27 protein-coding genes are annotated in these 25602 nt (G+C 37.5%); 12 read left to right on the forward strand and 15 right to left on the reverse strand.

From position 1 onward, the window contains the following. Positions 1–8: 8 nt before the first annotated feature. Positions 9–3722, forward strand: coding sequence for a metallophosphoesterase (locus tag HHL23_RS12940; RefSeq protein WP_169235208.1), 3714 nt, complete (start codon positions 9–11; stop codon positions 3720–3722). Between the two features lie 284 nt (positions 3723–4006). After that, on the forward strand, positions 4007–4726 hold the full coding sequence (locus HHL23_RS12945) for a hypothetical protein (RefSeq protein ID WP_169235209.1): 720 nt from the start codon (positions 4007–4009) through the stop codon (positions 4724–4726). Positions 4727–4755: 29 nt separating this feature from the next. Here HHL23_RS12945 and HHL23_RS12950 read toward each other — a convergent pair whose 3' ends face one another. The 6 genes from HHL23_RS12950 to ruvX form a co-directional block, all read right to left on the reverse strand. Continuing rightward, positions 4756–5640, reverse strand: a complete 885-nt coding sequence (locus HHL23_RS12950; protein WP_169235210.1) for a hypothetical protein — start codon at positions 5638–5640, stop codon at positions 4756–4758. A 2-nt stretch (positions 5641–5642) separates the two neighbouring features. Beyond that, positions 5643–6725, reverse strand: coding sequence for an FUSC family protein (locus tag HHL23_RS22835; protein WP_169235211.1), 1083 nt, complete (start codon positions 6723–6725; stop codon positions 5643–5645). A 1-nt stretch (position 6726) separates the two neighbouring features. Continuing rightward, positions 6727–7494 (reverse strand): nucleoside triphosphate pyrophosphohydrolase, encoded by a 768-nt coding sequence (mazG, locus tag HHL23_RS12960; RefSeq protein ID WP_169235212.1) that lies wholly within the window; start codon positions 7492–7494, stop codon positions 6727–6729. A 143-nt stretch (positions 7495–7637) separates the two neighbouring features. Continuing rightward, positions 7638–8195 (reverse strand): DUF5606 family protein, encoded by a 558-nt coding sequence (locus HHL23_RS12965; protein ID WP_169235213.1) that lies wholly within the window; start codon positions 8193–8195, stop codon positions 7638–7640. 79 nt (positions 8196–8274) lie between these two features. Next, the gene (gene def, locus HHL23_RS12970; protein ID WP_073331991.1) at positions 8275–8847 is read right to left on the reverse strand and encodes a peptide deformylase; all 573 of its coding nucleotides are present in this window, start codon (positions 8845–8847) and stop codon (positions 8275–8277) included. Then, positions 8844–9260 carry a Holliday junction resolvase RuvX gene (gene ruvX / locus HHL23_RS12975; RefSeq protein WP_073331993.1) on the reverse strand — a complete coding sequence of 139 codons (417 nt, stop codon included), beginning with the start codon at positions 9258–9260 and terminating at the stop codon, positions 8844–8846. The genes def and ruvX overlap by 4 nt, the downstream gene beginning before the upstream one ends. A 115-nt stretch (positions 9261–9375) precedes the next feature. Here ruvX and HHL23_RS12980 point away from each other — a divergent pair, with 115 nt between their 5' ends. Both HHL23_RS12980 and HHL23_RS12985 read left to right on the forward strand, forming a co-directional pair. Beyond that, positions 9376–9852 carry a SixA phosphatase family protein gene (locus HHL23_RS12980; RefSeq protein ID WP_169235214.1) on the forward strand — a complete coding sequence of 159 codons (477 nt, stop codon included), beginning with the start codon at positions 9376–9378 and terminating at the stop codon, positions 9850–9852. Then, positions 9833–10717 (forward strand): archaemetzincin, encoded by an 885-nt coding sequence (locus tag HHL23_RS12985; RefSeq protein WP_169235215.1) that lies wholly within the window; start codon positions 9833–9835, stop codon positions 10715–10717. The genes HHL23_RS12980 and HHL23_RS12985 overlap by 20 nt, the downstream gene beginning before the upstream one ends. A gap of 489 nt (positions 10718–11206) precedes the next feature. On the opposite strand, the gene HHL23_RS12990 is transcribed toward HHL23_RS12985, so the two are convergent. Further along, positions 11207–12757 carry a serine hydrolase gene (locus tag HHL23_RS12990; RefSeq protein ID WP_169235216.1) on the reverse strand — a complete coding sequence of 517 codons (1551 nt, stop codon included), beginning with the start codon at positions 12755–12757 and terminating at the stop codon, positions 11207–11209. A 135-nt stretch (positions 12758–12892) separates the two neighbouring features. Between HHL23_RS12990 and HHL23_RS12995 the strand changes: the two genes are divergently transcribed. From HHL23_RS12995 to HHL23_RS13010, 4 genes are all read left to right on the forward strand, one after another. Further along, complete coding sequence (locus HHL23_RS12995) at positions 12893–13390, forward strand: metallophosphoesterase family protein (RefSeq protein ID WP_169235217.1); 498 nt, start codon at positions 12893–12895, stop codon at positions 13388–13390. 2 nt (positions 13391–13392) lie between these two features. Further along, a complete protein-coding gene (locus HHL23_RS13000) occupies positions 13393–13917 on the forward strand; it encodes a Smr/MutS family protein (protein WP_394354156.1) in 525 nt (174 codons plus the stop codon). Between the two features lie 18 nt (positions 13918–13935). Further along, entirely contained in the window at positions 13936–14652 is a 717-nt protein-coding gene (locus tag HHL23_RS13005) for a DUF3822 family protein (protein ID WP_169235218.1), read from the forward strand. Between the two features lie 84 nt (positions 14653–14736). After that, a complete protein-coding gene (locus HHL23_RS13010; protein WP_169235219.1) occupies positions 14737–15309 on the forward strand; it encodes an RsmD family RNA methyltransferase in 573 nt (190 codons plus the stop codon). Here the strand turns inward: HHL23_RS13010 and HHL23_RS13015 are convergent. Continuing rightward, positions 15306–15656, reverse strand: a complete 351-nt coding sequence (locus HHL23_RS13015) for a winged helix-turn-helix transcriptional regulator (RefSeq protein ID WP_169235220.1) — start codon at positions 15654–15656, stop codon at positions 15306–15308. The two genes, HHL23_RS13010 and HHL23_RS13015, sit on opposite strands and share 4 nt — an antisense overlap. 85 nt (positions 15657–15741) lie before the next feature. Here HHL23_RS13015 and HHL23_RS13020 point away from each other — a divergent pair, with 85 nt between their 5' ends. Next, positions 15742–16341, forward strand: a complete 600-nt coding sequence (locus HHL23_RS13020; RefSeq protein WP_169235221.1) for a nitroreductase family protein — start codon at positions 15742–15744, stop codon at positions 16339–16341. 55 nt (positions 16342–16396) lie between these two features. Here HHL23_RS13020 and murI read toward each other — a convergent pair whose 3' ends face one another. The 5 genes from murI to HHL23_RS13045 all read right to left on the reverse strand — a co-directional run bounded on the left by murI (position 16397) and on the right by HHL23_RS13045 (position 21889). Continuing rightward, positions 16397–17227: a glutamate racemase gene (murI, locus tag HHL23_RS13025; RefSeq protein WP_048502928.1), complete on the reverse strand. Its 831-nt coding sequence runs from the start codon at positions 17225–17227 to the stop codon at positions 16397–16399. A gap of 239 nt (positions 17228–17466) precedes the next feature. Beyond that, the gene (gene hemW, locus HHL23_RS13030; RefSeq protein ID WP_169235222.1) at positions 17467–18591 is read right to left on the reverse strand and encodes a radical SAM family heme chaperone HemW; all 1125 of its coding nucleotides are present in this window, start codon (positions 18589–18591) and stop codon (positions 17467–17469) included. A gap of 51 nt (positions 18592–18642) precedes the next feature. After that, positions 18643–19593, reverse strand: coding sequence for a PorP/SprF family type IX secretion system membrane protein (locus tag HHL23_RS13035; RefSeq protein WP_169235223.1), 951 nt, complete (start codon positions 19591–19593; stop codon positions 18643–18645). A 51-nt stretch (positions 19594–19644) separates the two neighbouring features. After that, positions 19645–20718, reverse strand: a complete 1074-nt coding sequence (locus HHL23_RS13040) for an RluA family pseudouridine synthase (RefSeq protein ID WP_185194874.1) — start codon at positions 20716–20718, stop codon at positions 19645–19647. Between the two features lie 73 nt (positions 20719–20791). After that, positions 20792–21889 (reverse strand): PASTA domain-containing protein, encoded by a 1098-nt coding sequence (locus tag HHL23_RS13045; protein ID WP_169235224.1) that lies wholly within the window; start codon positions 21887–21889, stop codon positions 20792–20794. Positions 21890–22044: 155 nt separating this feature from the next. On the opposite strand from HHL23_RS13045, the gene HHL23_RS13050 reads away from it, so the two are divergent. The 3 genes from HHL23_RS13050 to HHL23_RS13060 all read left to right on the forward strand — a co-directional run bounded on the left by HHL23_RS13050 (position 22045) and on the right by HHL23_RS13060 (position 24364). Further along, complete coding sequence (locus tag HHL23_RS13050; RefSeq protein ID WP_169235225.1) at positions 22045–23028, forward strand: D-alanine--D-alanine ligase; 984 nt, start codon at positions 22045–22047, stop codon at positions 23026–23028. A 139-nt stretch (positions 23029–23167) separates the two neighbouring features. Next, positions 23168–23641: a pantetheine-phosphate adenylyltransferase gene (coaD, locus tag HHL23_RS13055; RefSeq protein WP_169235226.1), complete on the forward strand. Its 474-nt coding sequence runs from the start codon at positions 23168–23170 to the stop codon at positions 23639–23641. Positions 23642–23731: 90 nt separating this feature from the next. Continuing rightward, positions 23732–24364: a trimeric intracellular cation channel family protein gene (locus HHL23_RS13060; RefSeq protein ID WP_169235227.1), complete on the forward strand. Its 633-nt coding sequence runs from the start codon at positions 23732–23734 to the stop codon at positions 24362–24364. A 68-nt stretch (positions 24365–24432) separates the two neighbouring features. Here HHL23_RS13060 and HHL23_RS13065 read toward each other — a convergent pair whose 3' ends face one another. After that, the gene (locus HHL23_RS13065) at positions 24433–25002 is read right to left on the reverse strand and encodes a DUF2892 domain-containing protein (RefSeq protein WP_169235228.1); all 570 of its coding nucleotides are present in this window, start codon (positions 25000–25002) and stop codon (positions 24433–24435) included. 75 nt (positions 25003–25077) lie between these two features. After that, the gene (locus HHL23_RS13070) at positions 25078–25572 is read right to left on the reverse strand and encodes a dihydrofolate reductase (protein WP_169235229.1); all 495 of its coding nucleotides are present in this window, start codon (positions 25570–25572) and stop codon (positions 25078–25080) included. Between the last annotated feature and the right edge of the window lie 30 nt (positions 25573–25602).

Here is a 25602-nt window from a genome sequence, read left to right on the forward strand (position 1 = left end):
GTAAATTTATGACTTTATCCTTTAAAACTCATTTAAAAAATACTTCTATTGCCTTTAGAGCAGTATTATCTGCAGGAGTTCTGTATTCCTGCGCAACATATAACGTAAAAAAGGGTAAAAACTTATTTGAAGTTAAAAATTCTGATATAAAATCTGAGAATGATTTTAAAGTTTTCCTGATCGGAGATGCCGGAAATGCGGATGAACCGCAGGCACAGAATACCTTAAATTTACTCAAAAATAAACTGGATTCTGCAGACAGCAACTCTATGCTGATCTTTCTTGGCGATAATATTTATCCCAACGGGCTTCCCAAAGAATCAGACAAAGATTATGCATTAGCGAAGCAGAAACTTGAAAACCAGTTTGCCATCACCAAAAATTTCAAAGGAAAAACATTGGTCATTCCGGGAAATCATGACTGGAATAATGGTCTGGAAGGATTAAAAGCCCAGGAAGATCTTGTAAAGGCTTATTTTAATGACAAAAAAGCTTTCCTTCCTAAAAACTCATGTGGCATTGATGATATCAATCTCTCCAAAGACATTAAACTTATCGTTATAGATACCGAATGGGCATTGGTCAACTGGGATCAATATCCGGGTGTCAACAAAAACTGTACGATCAAAACCCGCGAAGATTTCTTCACAGAGTTTAAAGATCTTGTGACTAAAAACCAGGATAAAAGAATCATTGTTGCCATGCATCATCCTGTGATCAGCAGCGGAACACATGCAGGGTTCAACTCTGCGAAATCACATCTTTATCCGCTGAAAAGCAAAATTCCGGTTCCGGTAGTAGCCAGTGTGATCAATGTACTAAGAACTTCTTCCGGAGCAAGTCTTGAAGACATCAATAATCAGCATTATGCAGATCTGGCCAACAGACTGAAGAGCATTGTTCAGGATAAAGAAAATATTATTTTTGTTTCCGGACATGATCATAATCTGCAGTATCATGAAGACAGAAACATCAGACAGATCATCAGCGGTGCAGGTTCTAAAACAGATCCTTCCACCATTGCTGAAAAGACCGATTTTTCTTACGGAGGCAGTGGCTTTGCAGTTCTGAATATCAGAAAAGACCAAAGCACAGACGTGGAGTATTTCTCTACAAAAGATAACACCCTGAAAAAGCTTACCCATATTTCGGTGATTTCAAAACCCGATGTATTTGTAAACAACTATCCAAAATCATTTCCGGGTACAGTTCAATCCAGCGTTTATCCTGTAGAGCTTACCAAAAAAGGAAAAGTGTACCGCTGGTTATGGGGAGAACATTACAGAAAATATTATGGTATCCCTATTGAGGCGCCTACAGCCGATCTGGTTTCATTGAATGGCGGATTTACCCCTTTCAGAGAAGGGGGAGGAAACCAGTCGAACAGTTTAAGACTGAAAGCAGCAGACGGACAGGAATTTGTTATGCGTGGCGTGAAAAAGAGTGCTGTACGTTTCCTTAACAATATGGCTTTCAAAAAAAGCACTTTTGGAAATGAGCTGAACAACACGTTTCCTGAAAAGTTCCTGCTTGATTTTTATACAACCAACCATCCGTTTACACCATTTTCAGTAGGAAATATGGCAGATAAACTGAATATCTTCCACAGCAATCCGAAATTACATTATATTCCCAAGCAATATGCTTTAGGAGAATACAATGAAAATTACGGTGATGAAATGTATATGATCGAAGAACGTTTTTCTTCTGATCCTAAAACTTTAGCTTCCCTTGATAACGCTAAGGATATTGTTTCTACGGATGATGTTCTGAAAAATTTCACCAAAAATTACAAATATTCTGTAGACCGTGAATCCTATATCCGGGCAAGGATCTTTGATATGCTGATCGGTGACTGGGACAGGCATTCGGATCAGTGGAAATGGGCCGAATATCAGGACGGTGACAAAGTTATTTACAAACCTATCCCAAAAGACAGAGATCAGGCTTTCAGTAAATATGATGGCGCTGCTTTCAAGATTATTATGAATGTTCCGGCTATCCGCCACATGAAAACGTTCAAAGAAGAGATCAAAAACGTGAAATGGATCAATATGGAGCCCTATCCGTTAGATCTTATCTTTTTAAAGGGTGCCACACAGGAGGAATGGAATGCACAGGCCAAATATATTCAGGAACATCTTACGGATACTGATATTGATGAGGCATTCACCAATCTTCCCCAAGAAGTAAAAGATGAAACTATCGCTGATATTCAGAGAAAATTAAAAATAAGAAAAACAAAACTGCAGGATTATGCTGCTCAGTATTATGATGTACTGCAGGAAAAAGTTTCTCTGGCAGGAACGGTGAATCCTGATCAATTCGTTATTACAAAAAACGGACACTCTGTTACTGTAAAACAATATAAATTAGACAAAAACAAGGAAAATCCTGAATTGGTTTTTGAGAAAACCTATGAAGATTCAAAAACGAAAGAACTTTGGATCTACGGTCTTGAAGACGATGACATTTATAATGTTTCAGGAGAAGGAAGACCAAAGATGAACATCAGGCTTATTGGAGGCTACAACCACGATGTGTACAATATTGCGGACGGGAAAAGTGTGAAAATTTATGATTTTAAATCTCAGAAAAACACCTACAACGGTTCTGCCACAAAAAATATTTCTGATGATTACGATATCAACACCTACAATTATAAGCATCCGAAATATAATTTCTTTGCAGGATATCCGAACGCCGATTACAATCCTGATGATGGTGTGATCTTAGGCGTTTTGGCTAATTACACAGTTAATAATTTCATCCGTGATCCCTATACTCAAAAACACAGTCTTAAGGCTAATTTTTACACAGCTACCGGTGGGTTTAACGTTGCCTATAAAGGAATTTTCAAAAAAGCAATATCGGGATGGGATTTCAATCTTGATGCAGCCTATACGACCCCGAAATTCTCCGAAAATTTCTTCGGACTGTCCAATGAAAGTATATACGACAAAGAAAATACAGAAAGAGAATACAACAGAGCCAGGATCTCTAAGCTTAATTTCGCACCATCGATCTCTAAAAAAAGCTGGATGAACCTTGAACATAAGTTTCAGCTTACGTTTGAGGACAATAAGGTTCAGCAGAAAGGAGACCGCTTTGTAGACCAGTCGCCGGATGTAAGAACTGAAGTTTTCAGAAGTCAGCAGTTTGCCGGAGCCAACTATACCTTCAGCTTCAAAAATTTAGATAATAAAGCATTTCCTACTTTAGGGCTTGAACTCTTAATGAACGCGGATTGGAGAACGAATCTTTCCAATACGGAAAAGAATTTCTTCACTCTTAACGGAACACTGACTATAGACCACAGACTGGACAAAAGAGGAAACTTCGTTTTTGCGAATTCCAGTAATGCCATGTGGATCAGTAACAACAATTTTGAGTTCTATCAGGCAGCAAGTATTGGCGGTAATAACGGAATGAGAGCCTTCAGAAATGACAGATTTTCAGGGAAATCTTATTTTACCAACAATTCTGAGATCCGTTGGGATTTCGGAAGGGTCAGAAACAATATCATCCCAGCGAATATGGGAGTTCTGGTAGGCTATGACCTTGGACGCGTATGGAATGACAATGAAGATTCTAAAAAATGGCACCAATCTATAGGAGCAGGCTTCTGGATGAGCGTTGTAGATATGTTCTCCGCAAGACTGAATTACTTCTATGGCTCTGATGGAGGCAGGATCTCCGCAGGCGTTGGAATGACTTTTTAGATCGAGCCGTTTTTTCATGAAGACTTTAAATTCTACATTCCAAAGTGTAGAAAGATTAGCTGTACTCATTAAATCTCAATAAAATAGAAATTTAAAAACCCGCTCTATTCATTTGTAAATCATTACAGATAAAGTAAATACGATCAGGAAAACCAATTCATATTTTCTTCAGCCTTAAACATACACATCCATAGACCAATATGTTTGTACTTCTTTGAAAAATTCAATGTTTTAAAAAGAATCTATATTTGTTTTAAATTATTTCAACAAAAACAAACTATTGGATGAAGAAAACGCTATTATACATGGCATTATTTGTCATGTCTTTAAACGCAAATGCACAAGTGGGTATAGAGACCCCAACACCACAAAGTACACTACACGTCAACGGAAGCCTTCAGGTCGTCAAAGACTTTAATGTGGGCGGCAATGCCAAAACAAGAGGAAATTCGGGAAACCGGGGTGAAGTTTTGATGTCCAACGGAGCAGGAGCTGCACCAACCTGGAGCACTATTGAATCTCAGAATTTTTTAAAGGTCGTATTTGTCGGTAATAAAACCGATACGAACCCTAGTTCCGGCAGCTATACCGGTACCGGCAGTAGCCCGGTAAGTACGCATGACAGCTACGCAAAGAGCTATGTCTATAACGTAAGTAACAAAATAGATAATACGTATCTGAAGTATGATACCGGTACAGGATTATTCACAGTCGTGAAGCCCGGATTTTACAACATTGTCCCTTACATTACGTATGACCTGAGCCTGAACGGTAATGGATATACGGCAGGAACGGCCAAGTCGTCTATTCAAAAGGTCTCTCCAGCCACGGCAACACTGGCGTCCATATCTACAGGACACGGCGAACGTACCTTGGCTGTAAACCATAACCTGTCTTCTATTACCTATTTTAATAAGGATGATACCTTCAGGATTCGATGTGTTTATACTCAAAGTTTCAGATTGTCAGCCGGAAATATTCACATTTCTTATCTGACTCCGTAAAGATATTTTTGAGTTTAACCCTTTTGCTATTATTGAGCCTGAGGGTTAAATTCAAATCTATATACATTTCCTCCTGTACTTTTATCTTTTTCATCAGCAATCAAAAGGGTTTTATCATCAAGAAAAACAACCGCTTCTTTCTGTGAATCATGATTTAACGTTATTTTTTCAATTTTGGACGTATTGAAATTATCCGCTGTAAATCCTGAAAGTACATGAATATTTTTATGGGTAAGCAAAACGATTTTATCATTTGTACTGCTCACTGCTGCTGAAGTAATGGCCGCATCACTGTACTTCCCGTCAAGTTTTAATTTTCCGATTAATTTGGCTTCAAAATCACCTTCTTTATTAGGAATCTGGAATACCAGGAAAGTTCCGTCAAAACCTTTGCTTCTGTTTTTGGTGAAAAGATAAAAATTCCCATTCATCTCTACGAAAGCTTCGCAGTCATACAGCCAGTTCGACTTTTTTGGTGGAAATTCTGTTTGCCCTTCGTAATGAAATTTTGTTGTCTGGATGGCTTTTGTTGTCTTTTGGGAAGCATCTTTTAAGTCTAATTTTAAAATAGCCAGATTCTGTCTCATATTGTCGTTATTCCCAAAATCACCAATGTAAATATTTCCCTGTCCATCTTTTGTGATATCCTCCCAATCATTATTTTCAGCATTTTCAACCAGAACATCAGTTACCAGTTTCCCCTGCATATCCAAACCATACACTACATTTTTATTTCCCTGATCTTCTATAGCCCAAATGGTATTTCTATCCTGAGACAATACTATTCCGGAAACTTCTTTCAGTTTTTTAGGTAATGGAAATTCTACTTTCAATTCATCAGTTTTAGGAGAATCCTGAGCTTTTGGATTACAACTCCACAATAAAAAGGCGGATAAGGTAAGAATACGCAACATAGCTATTTTTTTAATTTTTTAAACTGAAAATACGAGTACCGTATATTTTTCTCTAAGTTATTAATAATCTGCTGATGGTAAAGAAAAAAACCAGCGGCAAGTCCTATTAAACTTCCGATAATGGTGTCCAGAAGTCTTGCATGCATCAGATTTTCCACATCATGATGAACCAGGCTTCCGGTTTCCGTCAAAAGGATCGTTAATGGTGTTATAAATATCACTGCAAAACCATAATTCCTTACGATCAGAAGTTCTATAATAAACTGCAAAACCGTGATCATGATAATCATTTCTATTTTTGCAGGATCAAACAGCAGGATCAGCCATGCAAAACCTATTCCAATAAAGGTTCCCAGGATTCTGTGCATATTCCTTTGGCGGACGTGTTCAAAATTCCGGCCCTGTATAATCGCTATTGTAGCAATGGAGATCCAGTAGGTGTTTTCAAATTTCAGAAGATGTCCTGCGATCAGCGTCAGCATCATGAAGAAGCCGATAATGCTACTTTCTACAAATTTGGTATATCTTCTTTTATTAAAACTTCTCCTTCTTGGAAGAGATAAAACCTCTCCTTTTTCTATAAACACTGAATATAGAAAAGCCAATGTACACGATAAAATCGCTCCCATAGCCACAAGCCCTACTCTTACCGGAATCATTTCAAGGTCAAACTGATACGTGCTCGCCATCGCTGCCAGCATAATAAAGAAAAAATTTCCGGGTGGGGGAACTTTAAAATACGACGTAATGAAATGAGCCAGAAAAGAAACGATTCCCAAAGACAAACCCGCCGCATAAGCATTAAAGCTAAAAAACAGGCTGATGGTAAAAGAAAAAACCATCCCGAATGCACATACCGCCAGATGAACCATCCGCTGCGTGATAGGCGCTGATGTAAAATACAAAATAGTCAAAGCTCCCAAACTAGACAAGCTACCGTAATTAGGTTTTCCTAAAAAATATCCTATAAACAGGCAACTTCCGATGCAGAGTGCCGCAAGAAACGGAAAGTGCCATTTCCTTTCTGTTTTTTTGAATTCCAACAGATACTGAAATCTATGGTGTACGGGACGCTCTATCTTCACTTTATGGCAGTAGTTTTGCTTTTTCCCACAAGACATCCATCTCTTCTAAAGAAAGATCCGCCAGACTGATATTGGATTCTTCAGCCAGTTTTTCCATTTTCTGGAATCTCGAGATAAATTTTAAATTGGTTCTTTCCAGTGCAGAATCCGGGTTCAGTCCTGAAATCCTTGCATAATTGATGAGCGAGAAAAATACATCACCCAGTTCAAGTTCTTTTTTATCTAAATCGGTTTCTTCATGGAATTCCTGAATTTCTTCATCTACTTTTTTCCAGGCGTCTTCTGCATCGTGGAATTCAAATCCGATTCCTTTTACTTTATCCTGAATCCTGTAGGCTTTTACTAAACTTGGAAGACTTTTCGGAACACCACCCAAAATAGATGTATTGCCTTCTTTCAGTTTCAGCTTTTCCCAGTTCTGTTTTACTTCTTCTTCATCTTTCACTTCTGTATCGCCATAAATGTGGGGATGACGGAAGATCAGTTTTTCATTTAATGAATTGATGACATCAGCAATATCAAAACTTTCTTTTTCCGATCCTATTTTAGAATAAAAGACCAGGTGAAGCAAAACATCGCCCAGCTCTTTTTTGATTTCCTGTAAATCTTCCTGCAGAATAGCATCTGAAAGCTCATACGTTTCTTCAAGCGTCAAATGGCGAAGCGATTGAAGGGTCTGCTTCTGATCCCAGGGGCATTTTTCACGCAGATCATCCATGATGTCTAATAATCTTCCGAAAGCTTCTAATTTTTCTTGTCTGGTATTCATAGGTCTTTGAAAATTCAAGTGATGCAAATTTAGGGTAAATCTTTAATGAAGCCCATTTGTTTCAGGGTAAAAAGACAGTAATAAAAACAAAAATCCCTGTCAGGAAACCTTGACAGGGATTTGTATTTACAATTCAGGATGAATTATCCTTTCTTAGTGTGTGTACTTTTTGGAGCTGCTTTCGCTGCAGAAGTAGCTTTTACTTTTGGCTGTGCAGGCTTTTCTGCTTTTGGAGCTGCTTTTTTAGGAGCATCTTTATCAATGCTCACTTCTTCCTGTGCTCCATCTAATGTTTCAGATTCTGCTTTTACAAAGCTTTCAGGAGTAACATATCCAGCTTTCTGAAGGATATTGTACCACTGAGCCAGTTTCTTGATATCTGAAGCATATACTCTTTCTGTATCATAATCAGGAAGAGAAGCCGTCATAAAAACTTTCAGATCATCATCAGAAGATTTGTGAGAAATAGCTTCTTTATAATCATAATTTTTAGCAATATTTTCAAAAACCTCGAATAAAGGAACTTCTTTATCAAATGTAAACATGGCGATATTATCTAATAAACTCACCTGGCTGGAGTTTCCGATGCTTACTTTTTTCTTAGTCGTAACATCTTCAATGATAAAACCGTTTCTTAATTGAGAAACTAATTTGAAAAGTCCTGGCTTTCCAGAAATTGAAATTATTTTTTCTAACAGCATAATTTTATTTTTTGTAAATTCTGCAATCGGCACGAGGCTTTTTGCTGTTTATTATTTTGTTTTTTAATTCTTGTTTAAATTACTTTGGAAATCTCATTTTGTAGCTGATGCTTACCTCTCCATTGGAGATTTTCGTCAGTTTTCCTTTTACTAATTTTTTCTTCAATACGCTCAAATGGTCTGTAAACAGCACCCCTTCAATGTGATCATATTCATGCTGAATTACGCGGGCTCTAATATCGGAAAAAGTTTCTGTATGTTTCACAAAATTTTCGTCATAATATTCAATAACAATAGTTCCCTTTCTTTTCACATCTTCTCTTACATCCGGAATAGAAAGACACCCTTCATTGAATTTCCATTCTTCGCCGGATTCTTCAAGAATCGTAGCATTAATGAAAACTTTCTTAAAGTTAGCCAGCTCGTCCTTGATGTCTTCATAATCTTCGTCTTCTGCAAGAGGAGTAACGTCGATTACAAACAGGCGCAAGTCCAGCCCGATCTGCGGTGCAGCCAGGCCAATGCCGTTGGCACTGTACATCGTTTCGAACATATTATCTATAAGTTCCTGTAAACCGGGATAATCTTTTTCTATATCTTTCCCTACTTTTCTCAAAACAGGATCCCCAAAAGCTCTTATCGGTAAAATCATCTTATTCTTTGTTCTAAAAAATTCTGCAGTATGATAGTTGCACTTACTTTATCTATTAACCCCTTTTCCTGTCTCTTTTTTTTGCTTTTTCCACTTTGGGAAATAAAAAAAGAAGCCATTTTAGAGGTAAATCTCTCATCCAGGCGGTGGACCGGAATACCGGAAAATTCTTTCTGAAATTCTTCAATGAATTTTAAAATATCCGTCTCCACTGCGGAAACATTTCCTTTCAAATCTGTAGGAAGGCCTACTACCACATCGTCCACTTTGTTTTCGGTGAAATATTTTTTCAGAAATTCCATCAAAAACCGGGTCTCAACGGTATCCAGTCCACTTGCAATAATCTGCATATCATCTGTTGCAGCGATACCGCAGCGTGCCTTTCCATAGTCTATTGCAAGGATCTGTCCCATAAGTGTGCAAATTTAGTAAAATTTAATGATTTTATTCATAACGCAGTTTTTTTATAAAAATCATGTTTTATTCCATTATTTTTTTTATAATTTTAATCTTCCAAAAAACGAAAATATGAAGAAACTCATCCTCGTAAGACATGCGAAAAGCGACTGGCCGGAAGAAACGGAGGATTTCGATAGACCTTTGGCAGACAAAGGATTGAAAGATGCAATGAACATGTCCAGATTCATGAAAAGCAATGATATTTCCATTGATCATTTTGTTTCAAGCCCGGCGGTACGTGCGCTGAATACATGCAAAATTTTTAACCAAACCTATCAGCTTAACGTCTCTACGGAAGATCAGCTTTATAATCCCTCAGAAAGAAATTTTGAATCTGTGATCTACGACCTGGATGACAGCGTGAGCTCTGTAGCTCTTTTTTCCCATAACAATGGAATTTCCAATTTTGCGAATTCCATCTCCGAAGATATTTTTCACTTCCCGACCTGCGGTGTAGCCGGTTTTGAAATAGACTGCAATTCATGGTCTGAATTTGACGGTGCCAAAAAGAAACTCCTTTTCTTTTATGAGCCCGGGAAAATATAATTTTATCTTTTTTTATCTTTTAACCTTCCTACTCTTTTTTTCATGTCATAAAAAGGAGAAGACTTATATTGAAACCATTGCTCTCAATGATGTTCAGCTCCCAAAAGTAAAACCTGGTGACTGGAGATATTCCCGGGATGAGCAATTCCAGACTTTTGAAGATTTTCAGAAACTGAATAAAATAAGGCCGGAATCTGGGAAAAATACGATTTACCTTCAGCCAATCGGAGCATTCAGTGAACTCCAAAAGAAGGAAATAAAACTTACGAAAGAATATTTAAGCATGTATTTCCAGCTGGAAACGAAAGTCCTCCCTGCTTTACCCAACAGTGTTTTCCCAAAAACGGCGAGAAGAATTTTCAAAGAAGGCCAGGAACAGATTCTGGCAGGCTATGTGCTGGACAGCATTCTGCTCAAAAGAAAACCTAAAGATGCCGTGGCCGTCATGGGAATCACAGAAAAAGATCTTTTTCCGAGACCAGAATGGAATTATGTTTTCGGACAGGCTTCTTATATAGACGCTGTGGGTGTCACTTCCCTATACAGATTTTCTAACGGCGATCTATCTGAATCCAATTTTAATGAAAGTCTTGAAAGGCTGATCAAAATAAGTTCACATGAAATCGGACATATGTTCGGACTCAGCCACTGTCTGAACGCCAACTGCGTGATGAATGGAACCAATACACTTACCGAAACTGATTTTCATTTTGCAAGGGCGTGCTCACTCTGCCAGCAGAAATTAAATTCAAGCATTTTGTATGATCATAAAAAACGACTTGCTGATCTTAAACATTTCTTTGAAAAACAGCATTTAAATTCTGAGCTTTCCCGTGCTGAGAAGGATCTTAATCTATTGAAATAATTTTCGTCTCCAAAAAACATCATAAATAGGTTTTGGCTAAAGCCAATTTGAAAATGATTAATAAAAAAACGGGCTAAAGCCCAATGTCATTAAGTTAGTAAAATATCACAAGCTATCCTTTTGATTTTTAGAGACTATGGGTTTAGCTCTTGCTCTATATTTACCTATATTTCTTTTGTTTGATCTCTGAGGTCTTATAGGAATTAAATGCGCTTTGAAAAGAGTTTTTAATTCCTCTATTGCCTTGTCCATATCAGAATTGGAAAAAAGCATACCTACAATTCTGTCTTTCAAAAAACCATAAGATAATGAGGTGTTTACTTTATAAATATATTTTTTCGTCTCAATTTAACTGCTTGATTCACTGTTAAATATACAAAAAAAACAACTTAAAAAAAGTAAAAATAACTGAAAATCAATATATTAAAACCTTATCTTAATGACATTGGGCTAAAGCCCGTTCCTATTGAATATTTTAATTTTCTTTATTTAGCTTTTCTGCTTTTTAAGATCCAGGTCATCAAAATCAAAGCTGAAATCTGTCACATCTGAAATGGGTTTCAGTTTCGCAGATTCTGCTTTTCCTGTTTCATCATAATTAAAAATAATGTAGGCATCGGCATCATAACTTCTGTCGTCCCATTTGATGATGAATGAATTGTTGGAATACGGCAACAGCTCCCCTTTCAGTCTTGGAGAGTTTTTGCAGGAAATTTTGTAGGAGCTTTCCTGGTGCGAAATTTCTACTTCACCAAACCATTGGTCGTTATATTTTCCTACAAACTGCTCTGCTTTCGGCTGAGTATTTTTTTCTTTTTTAAAGGCTTCAGATTTTGCAAAAGCTTCTTTTTTCTGCTTGTCATATTCTGCATTTACTTTTGACATTCTTTCGCCGTATGTTTTCAGCCAGTTTCTATCTGCCACCCCCAGGTAAGAATCTTTCACCGTGTTTGTAATCGTATTGAAAGCTGCTCCGGACTGCTGGTTTGTAAGCACCACTATTCCCAGTTTCATATCCGGAATCAGGGTAAACTGCGTCACAGTACCAATTAATCCACCGGTATGCTGAACTTGCTTATGCCCTTTAACATCACTTAGAAACCATCCTAATCCATAGCCATAAAAACTTGTATCGTAAGGATTTTTCATGGCCACTCTATCAGGAATCTGCAGGCTCCATAACTGTTGTACATTTCTATCTGAAACCAGTTTTTTACCGTCTTTTGTTGTGAAGTTATTTAAAAGAAACTCTGCCCAAACGGTCATATCTTTAATATTACTCATAATTCCGCCTGCTGCATTCCCCGTTTCATTCCAGTCGTGTGGAACAGCAATAGCTTTCCCATCTACAGGAGCATGGGCATCAATCTTGTTGGATACCGCTTTAGCTCTACTGTAGCTTCCAAAGCTTGAATTCATTCCGACGGGTTTCATGATTCTCTGCTCAATAAATTCGGCCCAGCTCAGTCCTGAAATTCTGTGGATCACTTCTCCGGCTACAATGAACATCACATTATTGTAGTCTAAGGTCGTTCTGAAAGGATTTTCAGGCTTCAGATATCTTACATTGTGTACAATATCATTAACTGTCAAACCTCCGCCTTCAGGGAAAAACATCAGATCTCCCTGTCCTAAACCTAATCCGGCTCTGTGGGTGATAAGATCTTTGATGGTTACATTTTGGGAAACATACGGATCGTACATTTGAAATTCAGGAATATATTTTGAAACTTTATCGTCCCAGTTCAGTTTTCCTTCATCGGCTAAAATAGCCAGGGCAGTACAGGTAAAACCTTTTGAGTTTGAAGCGATTCCTACCAATGTGCTGTCATCCATTGGTTGTTTTGTTGCTAAAGAACGCTGTCCGAAACCTTTAGAATAGATCACTTTTCCATCTTTTATAATACCTACGGACATTCCGGGAACGTCGAAAGTTTTTAATGTATTCTGGATCAGTTCATCCAATTTTTTTTCCTCAACCTGAGCACTGCAGAGCCCTACCGCTGCAAGAAAAAGTAAAAGAGAGAATTTCTTCTTCATTTTTTTTAATTTTCTCAAATTTAATAAATATTAGGCGATGCAGGCTTCCGTTGTACAACTTTGTTTATTTAAAAAGTATCTAAAACTTAATAAAAAATAAATCTTTCCTAACTTTGCAAAAACATTCAGATCTTCATGACAAAAATTCTCCTTCTATCCGATTCCCATTCTTATATAGATGACCGCATTTTAGAATATGCGTCTCAGGCCGATGAAATCTGGCATTGCGGAGATTTTGGAAGTATCGAAGTTATTGAAGAACTTGAAAAAATAAAACCTTTAAAAGGAGTTTACGGAAATATAGACAACGCGAAGATCAGAGCTGAATTTCCGGAAGTAAACCGTTTTTTCTGTGAAGATTTAGAGGTTTTAATGATCCATATTGGTGGATATCCTGGAAAATATACGCCCATTACGAACAAGGAAATTTCTGAAAAGGCACCCAAATTATTTATTTCAGGACATTCTCATATTCTAAAAGCGATGTATGACCAAAAGAATCAACTTCTGCATCTGAATCCGGGAGCCTGTGGTATGCAGGGATGGCATAAGATGAGAACAATGATGCGCTTTGTGGTGGAAGGGGAAGAAATTAAAGATCTGGAAATCATTGAACTGGGACCGAAAAGCTAATTTTGAAAACAATAAAAGAAACAGTACAGTACATGAAAATTGGAGACAAAGTTTCTGTGGTAGATGAGGATTTAAGCGGGATGATTACTTCTGTGAAAGGCAATATTGTTGTTTTCAAAGATGAATATGGGTTTACCTATCAGTATCCAAAAGAGAAGCTGGTTCCGAAAGATGTCAATCTTTATGAAAACATCCGGGTAGTTAAAAAAGCAGAACCGAAGAAAGTAGTTTCTAAAAAGCACCAGAAAAATCATATGGTCCTGGACCTGCACTTTCACCATATGGTTAAAAATCCCAGTGATTATGATAGTTTCGAAAGACTTTTTATTCAAAAAGCAAAGTTGATAGAAGTTCTGGACTTCTGCAGAAAACACAATTTGAAAAGGCTAGAGATCGTTCATGGGATCGGCGACGGAACACTGCAGAGAATGGTTATGGATGTTTTAGAAAGTCAGTCAGATATCGATTTTTACAATAAAGAAATACTTCATCATCAATCAGGTGCCGTTATGATAGAATTTCACTAAATTTGCCTCAATTGAAATATGAACGTACTTAATTTACTTTTTACCAAAGACGGATTAATCTACCAGATTGCAAAAAATAAAAGCATTCTGGAGGAAAAGTCTTATTTCGTTACTGAAGAAACACCGGAGAATCTTATCGGGGATAAACTTGATGAAATTCTGCTGAAGCAAAGGTTTGAAGAGATTCATGTAATCTCTGCACTGAATCATTTTACCCTGATGCCGGAAGGATTTTCAGAACATGATGCAGGATTTGAACTGATTGCTTTTAATGCTCCGGCGGACAGAGAAAAAGAAGAACTGATGCTTTCTGTCAACAAAAGATTCGGGGTACAGTTTTATTATACGTTCCCTAAAAACTTTTATAAAAAAATAAAAGAACTGGCCATCCCCGTTCATTTTAATTTTTCAGGAGAAAAGTTTTTAAACTCTATCAATAATAAGAACAATAAGGAAATCCATATCAATCTGTATCATAACCAGTGTGAGTTTTTTGCCATCGATAACAAGAAAGTCATTTTATACAACAATCTGGATGTGAATTCTGAGGTAGATTTTCTTTATTTCGTCATGTTTACGCTGAGCAAAATAGGTTTCGGAATCAATGAAACCAACTTTTATGCTTATGGCGAGACAACAGAAAATGAAACTTTTATTTCTGAACTTCAGAAATTCGTTAAGAATATGAGGATTGTCTTTGACAATGTTCCCAATAAGAATTTTATATTAAACTAGGTTTCAGGCAGCAGGTAACAGGGAGTAATTTCCCCAATATAACTACCTGCCGCCTGTAATCTGCGACCTAACAACTAAATAAATATGTTCAGAATAATCTCAGGCAGGTGGAAAGCCAAAAAAATAGCCGCTCCTAAAAATTTTGATGTAAGACCTACTACAGATTTTGCGAAGGAAGCGCTATTCAGCATCCTGGAAAACAAATATGATATGCAGTCGATTTCGGTGCTTGATCTTTTTGCAGGCATTGGCTCTATTACTTTCGAATTTGCTTCCCGAGGATGCCAGGATGTCACTTCAGTGGAACTGAACCCAAAACACACGAGTTTCATCAATTCTACCGCTTCAGAGCTGGATATGTCAAAACAGATCAGTGTTCAGAGAGGTGATGTTTTCGATTGGCTTAAAAAGTTCAGAAATAAGAAAAGTTTCGAGATTGTATTTTCTGATGCTCCTTTCGAAATGGAAGAGAAGAAATATTATGAATTGTTGTCTTTAGTTCTGAACAATAAATACCTTAAACAGAACGGTTTTATGATCATAGAACATCAGAGCAGGATGAAACTTGATCACCCAAATTTAATAGACACCCGAAAATACGGAAATGTAAGTTTCAGTTTTTTCGAAGCGAATAAAGAAGATAATCAGGAAATTTAATTCCTGATTATTTTTTTTACGGAAAGATCCGGTGCAGCAATACCCCAATTCGTAATTGCTTCAATTACAGGTAGCAATGTTTTTCCGAAATCTGTCAACGTATATTCTACCATTAAGGGAGGTTTTTCCGTATAGACCTTCCTGTTGACGATATGGTCGTCCTCAAGCTGTTTAAGCTGAAGACTTAAGGTTCTTTCCGTGATCGTCGGAATTAGTTTTCTTAATTCATTATATCTTTTGGCACCTTTCGTCAAATGAACTAAAATCACAGCCTTCCATTTTCCCCCTATAAACTTCATCGTTACGCTGGTACAGCACGGATATTCTTTGTTATCTATTGTATACATTTTATACTATCATTTTTTACCGTTATTGCAAAGGTAACAAACTTAAATTACTTTTGTAACTATAAAAATGATAGTATAATAATTTATGAGCTTTTTAGAACAAATGAAAAACAGGTATACTGTAAAAAAGTATAATCCTCAAGGCAAAATCAGTGCAGAACAGATTGCCGAACTGAAAGAGATCCTTAATTTAAGTCCATCTTCCATCAATAGCCAACCCTGGAATTTTATTTTTATTAATAATTCTGAAATCAAGGAACAATTGGCGGAAGCGTCTTATCTTAATAAGGAAAAAGTACTGGAGAGCAGTCATGTGATTGTATTCCAGGTGATGAAAAATCCGGAAGAATTTGAAAAGCAGATCGAAGAAAATCTTCCTGAAGGTTCTGTTAATTATTACAGAACCATGGTAAAGCCGAATGGTGAAGCTGGGGTCCGTTCATGGATGGGACATCAGGTTTATCTTTCGCTGGGCGTTCTTCTTTCTGCGTGTGCTGCGATGGGAATTGACTCTACTCCCATGGAAGGTATTGAAACGGATAAATATGACGGAATTCTGAAAAATGATTCTTATGAAACACTTTTTGCCGTTGCTATAGGAAAAAGAGCTGACAATGACAGCAACCATCCGGAAGTAACTCCAAAAATAAGGCTGAAAAGTGAAATGGTGATCTTAGAACATTAATATTTCAGGGGGTTCCTTAAAAATAAAAGCTGTTTCAGAAGAAACAGCTTTTGTATTATAGTACTTTCAATTCTAAATCGATGGTCTTTCCGAAGAATTTTTTAGAGATCTTCTCGAAGTTTTTCGTCAGATCTGAAAGATAGAAGTGATAGTTGGGTTTTGGATTATTGTCATTCAGAAGATGGTACTTATCCAAAATGATCTTCAGATGATTGGCTACAATATTGGGAGAGTCAATCACTCGGACCCTGTTTCCATAATATTGCTTGATTTCATCAATCAACAGTGGATAATGCGTACAACCGAGAATCAACGTTTCAATATTTTTCAGCTTGTTATTGCTTAAGTAATTATAAATGATCGCATGCGTAATCGGATGGTTCTTAAACCCTTCTTCAATGGCAGGAACCAGCAAAGGTGTGGCAAGTTCATCTACTTTGATCCATTTATTCTGCTTTCTGATACTCTTTTTATACAACCCTGAATTCACCGTTGCTTTTGTAGCAATCACCCCAACGTTATTGTGAATCTCGTAAGCTACTTTTTCAGCAACAGGGTTAATCACATCGATGACGGGAACTTTTCCATTCACCGACTGCATGACCTCGTTCAAAGCATTCGCTGTAGCCGTATTACAGGCAATAACAATAGCTTTGCAGTTCTGCTGAAGCAGAAAATTGGTGATTTTGGTAGAGTATTCTATAATCGCATCTTTCGACTTTTCCCCGTACGGAAGGTGTTTGGTATCCCCGAAATAGATCAGATCTTCGTGTGGAAGAAGTCTTTTGATCTCTTTGGCTACAGTAAGTCCTCCCACTCCACTATCGAAAATACCGATAGGCTGGCTTGGCGAAAGATGTGAATAATCTTGTTTTTTAGTTTTCAAGTGAGCTGAAATTTTACACAAAAATACGAAGATTTTTAGATTCTGTATTCCAGATTCCGGACTTTATTTCTACAGTATGATTTTATAACAATTAAGCTATTATTATGATTAAACTATTATGTTTCAACCTCGTTCAACATACATTGTTAAACATGATATCTAATAAAATTTAAAGCTATAAGTATTAGCGATGTCATGCTGAGCGTAGTCGAGATATCTTTACTAAATTAATGCTTTGCTTATACAATAAATAGATCCGATGCAATTCCGTCTGCCATGAACCAATGCTTTTCAGGAATTTTAAGATGATTATTTTCAACCACCAGAATGCCTTCTTCTATTTTTGATCTTATCTCGTTTTGAAAATGTTCATGAACCTGAGCACTGAATTTATCATTGAGGCTTCCCATATCTACTCCCCAAATCGTCCTCAGACCGATCATAATCATTTCATTGAACTGGTCGTTCTGCGACAGGATTTCTTCTTCTTTGGCAAGAATTCCGGTATAAAGTTTCTTAATATACTGCTGATTGTTGGCAACATTCCAGCTTCGGACATCAAAACCATTATACGAATGTGCGGAAGGACCTATTCCCAGATACTCTTTATACTTCCAATAAGCGGAATTATGCTTTGAATAAAAGCCGGGTTTGGCAAAATTGGAGACTTCGTAATGCTCAAATCCGTTATCTTTTAAGAAATCCGAGAGATAATAGAACTCTTCATTCTGCTCTTCTTCTTTGGGACTGGCGACTTTACCTGTCGATATCCAGCTCTCCAACGCCGTTTTTGGTTCAACAGTCAGTGCATAAGAGGAAATATGAGGAACTTCAAGAGCAATGGTTTTGTTTAAATTCTCTTTCCAGATCTCCAGATTGGAGGTCGGTGAGCCATAAATCAAATCTATACTTAAGTTTTCAAACCCAAAATCCTGTGCTCTTTTGATGGAACCCTCAGCTTCGGAAGCATTATGGGCCCGATTCATTAACTTTAAATCTTCATTAAAGAAACTCTGGGTACCAATAGACAGTCTGTTAACGGGAGATTTAGAGAGCTGTTTCAGGAAATTTTTATCCAGATCATCGGGATTGGCTTCTAAAGTAACTTCAATATCGGGGTCAAAACTGAAATACTTCAGCACTTCATCAATCATTGAGGTGATCTCATCTGCTGAAAGAATGGAAGGGGTTCCGCCTCCAAAATACAGTGATTTTAAACTTTTATTGTCTAATTCGTTTTTCCGGAGTCTGATTTCCGTCTTCATAGCACTGATCATTTCATCTTTAAAGTTCAAAGATGTAGAAAAGTGAAAATTACAGTAGCTGCATTTTTGCTTGCAGAAGGGAATGTGAATGTATATCATAAAAAAAGCTCTGAAAATTTCAGAGCTCAAATTTATTTAAATTAAATCAGATTAATATCTATATCCTCTATGATTAATAAAGTTATCAAAGTTATACCCTAAGCTCAGCATAAAGCTGTTTCCACCATAAGTCTGGATATCAGACATTCCGATGTTATAAGTTGCTCCGATCATTAATTTATTAATTCTAACTTTAACAACTGGTGCCACCTGTAGCTGCTGGCTGTCAAATCTATTCTGTACCGTTCTGTAACTTACTCCGGCAGAGAATGAATTGATGTCATTAAAGAAAGTAGCCATTAAGTTATAGTCGATCATTCTTGTTGAATTGGTATTCAGGTTGATCAACGCTGATGGCGTTACAAAGATATTGTCAGCAAAATGCCAGTTATATCCTAAGTTTAAGAAGAATTTAATTGGTGAAGGCTCAATTCCGTTCACGATTGCCTTGTCGTTACTTAACGCAATATCGTTCACAGAGATCCCTGCAAAGATATTTCTGTAAGTAGCTGCTGCACCAAAGTTGGCATAAGCCATAAAAATATTCCCTTCTTTTCCGATCAATAATGGATCGTAACCATCTTCAACATTCACTGAAGTATAGTCAAAGTTCATATTATAAAATGAAACACTAGTACCAAAAGAGAATTGGTCTTTTCTTTCTCCTTCACTGCTTAGTGGAATAAAGTATGAAGCTCCCGCTGTAATACCGCCTGCAGAAATAGGTCCATTACTGTCTCTAAAAATAGAGAGCCCTGCTCCTACTCTGTCGAAGATGTTCCCGTTAATTCCTATAGACTGCGTATTTGGAGAATCGCTAAACTTGTCAAATTGTTTGTGGTAATTAGCATTAAGCTGTACGTAATCTGTCTTACCGTACTGAGCTGGGTTGAACAGGAATTCACCATCCAAAAGATATTGCTGATAGTATGGTAGTGATTCTTGTGCTTTGTATGCATTTGACAAAAGAGCTAAACATACGATAGCATATAGTTTTCTCATAACAAATCTTGATTTCAATTCAACAAATATAAAAAAATTCTCAATATATTTTTAGTTTTCTAAATAATTTCTCCATTTTTTTACGGCATCCGCCATATCTTTCGGCATTGGGCTCTCAAAATACAATTCCTTTTTTGTGGTTGGATGTATAAAGCCTAAAGTATGGGCATGGAGTGCATGTCTCGGCAGAATTTCAAAAACATTTTTTATAAACTGCTTATACTTAGGTAGATTCACTCCTCTGAGAGGCGTATGCCCTTCATATCTTTCGTCATTAAACAAAGTATGGCCGATATGTTTGAAATGCGCCCTGATTTGATGCGTTCTTCCTGTTTCAAGTTTACATTCCACCCACGTCATATATCTGAAGCGTTCCAATACCTTGTAATGCGTAACGGCGTGCTTCCCGTGGCTTCCATCTTCATAAACGGACATCTGCATTCTATTCTTGGGATGTCTTCCTATATGCCCTGTAATTGTGCCTTCCTCTTCCTGAGGATTTCCCCAGACAAAAGCCCAATACAATCTTTTTGTCGTTCTGTTGAAAAACTGTTTTGCTAAAAAGCTCAGTGCATATTCATTTTTCGCCACCACCAAAAGTCCGGAAGTATCTTTATCAATTCTATGAACAAGACCTACTCTGTCCAGATCAGATTTTTGTCCATTCTTTTCAAAGTGGAAAGCCAATGCATTCACCAGGGTTTTATCCCAGTTTCCATGACCGGGATGTACAACCATTCCGGGTTCTTTATCCACCACGACCAAATCATCGTCTTCGTAGATGATATTAACAGGAATATCCTGAGGAATAATCACATTTTCTCTCGGCGGATGGGTAAGAAGCACTGAAACCTGGTCCCCGGGCTTGACACGGTAGTTCTGCTTCACCGGAGCGCCGTTTACGATCACGTTTCCAGCTCTGCAGGTCTGCGAAATTTTATTCCGTGAAGAGTTTTGTCTGTATATTAATAAGAATTTATCGATTCTCAACGGCTCCTGTTTTTTATCAACTTTGATATTAAGATGCTCGTACAATCCTTTATTTTCCTCATCAATATCGATATTTTCCATACTGTCGGAATCTAATAATTCTTCATCTAAAAAATCCTCGTTATCTTCTGCCATTATTTTATTTTTTTTACGCAAAAGGCCCCAACATTTTGCAGTTGAAGCCTATATTTTATATAATAAACCGTTATTATTCTACTACTACTTTTTTAGCTTTTGGCTTTTGAGCTGGCGGTTGTGCTGTATTTCCAGACGTCGCCGGCTTATTTCCTGAACCCTGACTAGCTGTTGCAGTGGTTTTAGGCTTTTCCGCCCCGGTTCCGGCTGGCTTAGCTCCAGTGGTTGCACTGGTTTTGGCAGGTTCAGGTTTAGCAGGTTCAGGTTTTGGAATTTCTTTTTTAGGTATAGGTGCTGCTACGGGTGGGTCATAATTGGGTTCCGCATGGTTGGGAACTTCATCATAATGTACCGGAGGCAGTGATGTGTCTACCTTCATACGATAGATAGAGTTCAGCTGTTCTACTTTAGCTCTGAGCTCAGCAGGAGTTCTCTTACTCGCCCAAAGGTCGATCTGCATTCCCTGGTCTCTTACATCTCCGGCAGCAGGATCCTGATAATAGACAATATCAGACTCATCTTTACTTCCGTCCTCATGCTCTACCAATCCAACCTCAAACATACTTTTTGAGATCACAGCTTTGGCTTCTTTTACGGTAAGCCCTACCACACTAGGAATTGAAATATTCCTCATAGGTCCTGACCCCAAAACAACATCAATCACAGAGAATCTCGGAAGACGTGATCCCGGATTAACAACATTACCTTTATATAACACTCTTAAAAGAGCATCTTTCTGAATACTTGGTTCATAGATGGTATCCCCAATCTTAAGACCAACCTGATCCAGTCTCTGGAAAGCCAGTCCTGAATATCTATTGATCACATCAGGAATCGTAATAGGCGCCCAGGTTCTTGGATTAACAACAATTCTCACCAGCGATCCCGGTTTTACACGCGAACTGGATATAGGATGCATCTTTAAAACCTGAAAAGGCTTATATACAGGATTATATTCAGCACTGTCTACTTCATACTCCAGTCCAGTATCCTCCAATATTTTTACGGCATCATAAACAGATTTATTGATGACATTGGGTACAGGAATTTCCTGACCGTGATTGGTATGATATTCCAACCAGCGGAAAGTAAGCCACACCAATCCCACAAAAACACCGATGGCGACTACTAAATTCAGTAAAACTTTCCAATTGAAAAGTGATTTAAGCATACTTAAAAATACTTTAATTATAACGGCAAATATAGCTAATAATTTTAAATGTACTTTTATTTAACACAATTCATTTTCAATTTTAAAATTTCTGATTTTCCCTTATTGCATTACATAAAATGATTAAATTTGCCTTAATTGATACTATAATGGTTATGAGCAAAAAAAGTGTTGCCGTTGTCATGGGGGGCTATTCAGACGAATATGTGGTCTCCTTAAAAAGCGGTCAGTTGATCTACGATTCTCTGGACAGAAATCTATATGATGTATATAAAGTGGTCATCCTTAAAGATGAATGGTATTTTTTAGGGGATAACGATAAGAAATATGAAATCAACCGCGGAGATTTTTCAGTGACGTTAGATCATGATGAAAAACTGAAATTCGATGCCTGTTTCAACATTATCCACGGAACCCCGGGTGAAAATGGAATCCTCCAGGCCTATTGGGATGCCATCGGGCAGAAATATACCGGTTGCGGTTTTTATGAAAGCGCTTTGACCTTCAATAAAAAAGATACATTGGCGGTATTGGCAAAATATGGAATTCCTTCTGCTAAAAGCATTTATTTAAGAAAAGGAGAAGAGATCAATACAGACGAAATCGTAGAAAGTCTTGGGCTTCCGGTTTTTGTTAAGCCCAATCAGTCAGGATCATCTCTTGGAATTTCGAAAGTAAAAGAGAAGTCAGAATTAATCGCTGCTACAGAAATAGCATTCAAAGAAGATGATGAAATTCTGATCGAAAGTTTTCTGGACGGAATGGAAGTTTCCGTGGGGGTCATAGATTTCAAAGGGGAAACCATCGTTTTAGGAATCACTGAAATTGTACCTACAAATGAATTCTTCGATTATGAAGCTAAATATGAAGGGGCTTCAGAAGAAATTACACCGGCAAGAATTGACCATGCCACCAGAATCAGAGTGGAAGAAATTTCAAAAAAAGCTTACAATTCTCTGGGAATGAGCGGATTTTCAAGAAGCGAATTCATCCTGATGGACGGAATTCCCTACATGCTTGAAATGAATACCAATCCAGGATTCTCCCCGGCCAGCATTCTGCCACAACAAGCAAGACATTATGGAATCTCTGTCACAGACTTATGTGGAAATGAGGTAGAAAAAGCATTGAATAAATAATAGTTAGAAATTAGAGGTTAGATGTTAGAGGATGGAAGTTTGAAGACAGGAGATAGAGGTAACAACCCGAAACCCGTATCCCGAAAATCATCACTTAACCCGTAACTCATACCCCATAACTCATCATAACACGTAAAACATGAAAATTGCTGTTTTCCCCGGATCCTTTGATCCTATTACTCTGGGACATTATGATATTATTGAAAGAGCGGCTCCGCTTTTTGACAAACTGATTATTGCAATCGGACAGAATTCCCAAAAAAGGTATATGTTTCCTCTGGAAAAAAGAATGGAATTTATCCAAAATTCCGTATCCGAATTTCCCAATGTGGAAGTTGACTTTTTCGAAGGATTAACGGTAGATTATTGTTTCGAAAAGAATGCTCAATATATTCTGAGAGGCTTAAGAAACCCTGCCGATTTTGAATTTGAGAAAGCCATCGCTCACACCAACCGAACTTTGGCCCACAAAAAACTGGAAACCGTATTCTTATTGACCTCATCAGGAAAATCTTTCATCAGCAGCAGCATTGTAAGGGAGATCATCAACCACGATGGAGAATATGAACTGCTGGTTCCGGACTCCGTCAGGGTAGAGAAAAAAGCAAAATAAATGATCAACTATAAATGATAATTGATTAAATGGCCGACAATTTGCAGATGCAGAAATCATTCATCGATTATCATTTATTATTCATAATATATGCACGAACAGTTCAATTTTGCCATAGAAGTACTCGGAACCATTTCCTTTGCGATGTCTGGGAGTTTTGCAGCTATGCAGAAACGCCTTGATCCGTTTGGGGTTCTGATTATTGCGTTCGTTACTTCTGTAGGTGGAGGAACTGTGAGAGATTTATTGCTTGACATTCCGGTATTCTGGATGCACGACCTTTTAACGTGTGCACTCATCCTGGGAACAAGCATTTTTTCAATGATCTTCAAGTCTATTGAAAAGAACTTTAAAGTTACGCTGTTTATTTTCGACAGCTTCGGATTGGGATTATTTACGATTATCGGGGTTCAGAAAGGGCTTAATGCCGAAATTCATCCGCTGATATGTATCGCACTGGGAACCATTACCGGCTGTTTCGGAGGAATTATACGGGATATCCTCCTGAACAGGATTCCGCTGATCTTCAGGAAAGAAATCTATGCTACAGCATGTATCGTTGGGGGATCTGCCTTTCTTCTGATGACGAAATTCATCCCACTTTCCTATACCTTTATACAGATCTTCACTATTATATTGATTGTCGCGATCCGAACGCTTGCCGTGAAATACCAATGGCAGATGCCCAAGTTTTATGGGTATGATCAGAATTCTGAGATGTGACAACCTATGATTCAGTAAAATTAAAAAAGCACCTCCATTTGAGGTGCTTTCGTTTTCGTCTATTTTTCTTAGAAGGATTTTCCTCTCTGTCTCATATTCGGGTTGTGCATGTGTTTCTGCATAGAAGGCATTTTCAGCTGATCTTTCATCATTTTGATTTGATCCGCCATCATTCCTGCGCTGTCTAATCTTTTAGCCTCTTCCAGAAGCTTTTGTCCTTCCTGTCTTCTTCCTTTGGAAATAGCGACTGCTGCAAGATTCAATGTGGCCATAGCTCGGTCATGTTTCATATTCAATCCATACTCCAAAGCTTTTTTCATAAGAGGTTCTACTTTGGCAGGGTGTTCCTGAGCCTGGGTAAGGCCCATTAAATAGTGGAAGTATCCATACTGAGATTTATGAAGCTGTGCCTGGTAATTGGTAATTCCATTTAACCATTTTGCGGCCTTTTCCATATTCTGTTTCCTCAGCTGCCAGAAGGCAAGAAGGATATATTCATTTTTGATGAAAAGTAAAATAGGCAGTGCTGCAAGAAGGAATACTACAATTCCCCAGCCTAGATTTCTTGTGAAAATCATCATATAAAGTCCTAGAAGTATAAGAACTGCTGCAATTACAATTTTTATGTACTTATTCATTATTCAATTTTAAGAGTGCAAAGATAGAAAATTTACGGGTTAGAAGCTAGAGGTTACGGGTTAGAATTTTCATAACTACTCCGTCTTGATCCGTTCAAAAGTCTGAAAACAAAAATCGTACTGATTCTTTTCATCTTTTTCATGACAGGTCTCTTCAGTTTTTCTCCAAACTTTCGTATTGATCTGGGGAAAGAATGTATCGGCTTCAAGATCAGCCTTTACTAAAGTCACTTCTAATTTGTCTGCTATATCTATAGTCTGCTCATAAATATTTCCGCCACCGATGATGAAAACATTTTCATCAATTTTTTTAGCAAATTTTACAGCTTCTTTGATGCTTCCCACGATCAGAATACCTTCTACAAACCAGTTTTTCTTTCTGGAAACAACAATATTCGTACGGTTAGGAAGTGCCTTTCCTATACTTTCATAGGTTTTTCTTCCCATAATAATAGGATGTCCGGAAGTAATATCTTTAAAGTGTTTCAGGTCTGTTGGAAGATGCCAAAGCAGTTTATTTTCAAAACCGATCTCGTTTTTCTCTCCCATTGCCACCACTATTGTTGTCATTCTAATAATTTTTTACAAAATTAGCACATA

Source organism: Chryseobacterium antibioticum, from assembly GCF_012927325.1.
GTDB lineage: Bacteria > Bacteroidota > Bacteroidia > Flavobacteriales > Weeksellaceae > Chryseobacterium > Chryseobacterium antibioticum.

Coding starts and splice junctions, on each gene's coding strand:
- HHL23_RS12940 (WP_169235208.1), top strand. CDS start 9: ATGACTTTATCCTTTAAAACTCATTTAAAAAATACTTCTATTGCCTTT.
- HHL23_RS12945 (WP_169235209.1), top strand. CDS start 4,007: ATGAAGAAAACGCTATTATACATGGCATTATTTGTCATGTCTTTAAAC.
- HHL23_RS12950 (WP_169235210.1), bottom strand. CDS start 5,640: ATGTTGCGTATTCTTACCTTATCCGCCTTTTTATTGTGGAGTTGTAAT.
- mazG (WP_169235212.1), bottom strand. CDS start 7,494: ATGAATACCAGACAAGAAAAATTAGAAGCTTTCGGAAGATTATTAGAC.
- HHL23_RS12965 (WP_169235213.1), bottom strand. CDS start 8,195: ATGCTGTTAGAAAAAATAATTTCAATTTCTGGAAAGCCAGGACTTTTC.
- def (WP_073331991.1), bottom strand. CDS start 8,847: ATGATTTTACCGATAAGAGCTTTTGGGGATCCTGTTTTGAGAAAAGTA.
- ruvX (WP_073331993.1), bottom strand. CDS start 9,260: ATGGGACAGATCCTTGCAATAGACTATGGAAAGGCACGCTGCGGTATC.
- HHL23_RS12980 (WP_169235214.1), top strand. CDS start 9,376: ATGAAGAAACTCATCCTCGTAAGACATGCGAAAAGCGACTGGCCGGAA.
- HHL23_RS12985 (WP_169235215.1), top strand. CDS start 9,833: ATGAGCCCGGGAAAATATAATTTTATCTTTTTTTATCTTTTAACCTTC.
- HHL23_RS12990 (WP_169235216.1), bottom strand. CDS start 12,757: ATGAAGAAGAAATTCTCTCTTTTACTTTTTCTTGCAGCGGTAGGGCTC.
- HHL23_RS12995 (WP_169235217.1), top strand. CDS start 12,893: ATGACAAAAATTCTCCTTCTATCCGATTCCCATTCTTATATAGATGAC.
- HHL23_RS13005 (WP_169235218.1), top strand. CDS start 13,936: ATGAACGTACTTAATTTACTTTTTACCAAAGACGGATTAATCTACCAG.
- HHL23_RS13010 (WP_169235219.1), top strand. CDS start 14,737: ATGTTCAGAATAATCTCAGGCAGGTGGAAAGCCAAAAAAATAGCCGCT.
- HHL23_RS13015 (WP_169235220.1), bottom strand. CDS start 15,656: ATGTATACAATAGATAACAAAGAATATCCGTGCTGTACCAGCGTAACG.
- HHL23_RS13020 (WP_169235221.1), top strand. CDS start 15,742: ATGAGCTTTTTAGAACAAATGAAAAACAGGTATACTGTAAAAAAGTAT.
- hemW (WP_169235222.1), bottom strand. CDS start 18,591: ATGATATACATTCACATTCCCTTCTGCAAGCAAAAATGCAGCTACTGT.
- HHL23_RS13035 (WP_169235223.1), bottom strand. CDS start 19,593: ATGAGAAAACTATATGCTATCGTATGTTTAGCTCTTTTGTCAAATGCA.
- HHL23_RS13040 (WP_185194874.1), bottom strand. CDS start 20,718: ATGGCAGAAGATAACGAGGATTTTTTAGATGAAGAATTATTAGATTCC.
- HHL23_RS13045 (WP_169235224.1), bottom strand. CDS start 21,889: ATGCTTAAATCACTTTTCAATTGGAAAGTTTTACTGAATTTAGTAGTC.
- HHL23_RS13050 (WP_169235225.1), top strand. CDS start 22,045: ATGAGCAAAAAAAGTGTTGCCGTTGTCATGGGGGGCTATTCAGACGAA.
- coaD (WP_169235226.1), top strand. CDS start 23,168: ATGAAAATTGCTGTTTTCCCCGGATCCTTTGATCCTATTACTCTGGGA.
- HHL23_RS13060 (WP_169235227.1), top strand. CDS start 23,732: ATGCACGAACAGTTCAATTTTGCCATAGAAGTACTCGGAACCATTTCC.
- HHL23_RS13065 (WP_169235228.1), bottom strand. CDS start 25,002: ATGAATAAGTACATAAAAATTGTAATTGCAGCAGTTCTTATACTTCTA.
- HHL23_RS13070 (WP_169235229.1), bottom strand. CDS start 25,572: ATGACAACAATAGTGGTGGCAATGGGAGAGAAAAACGAGATCGGTTTT.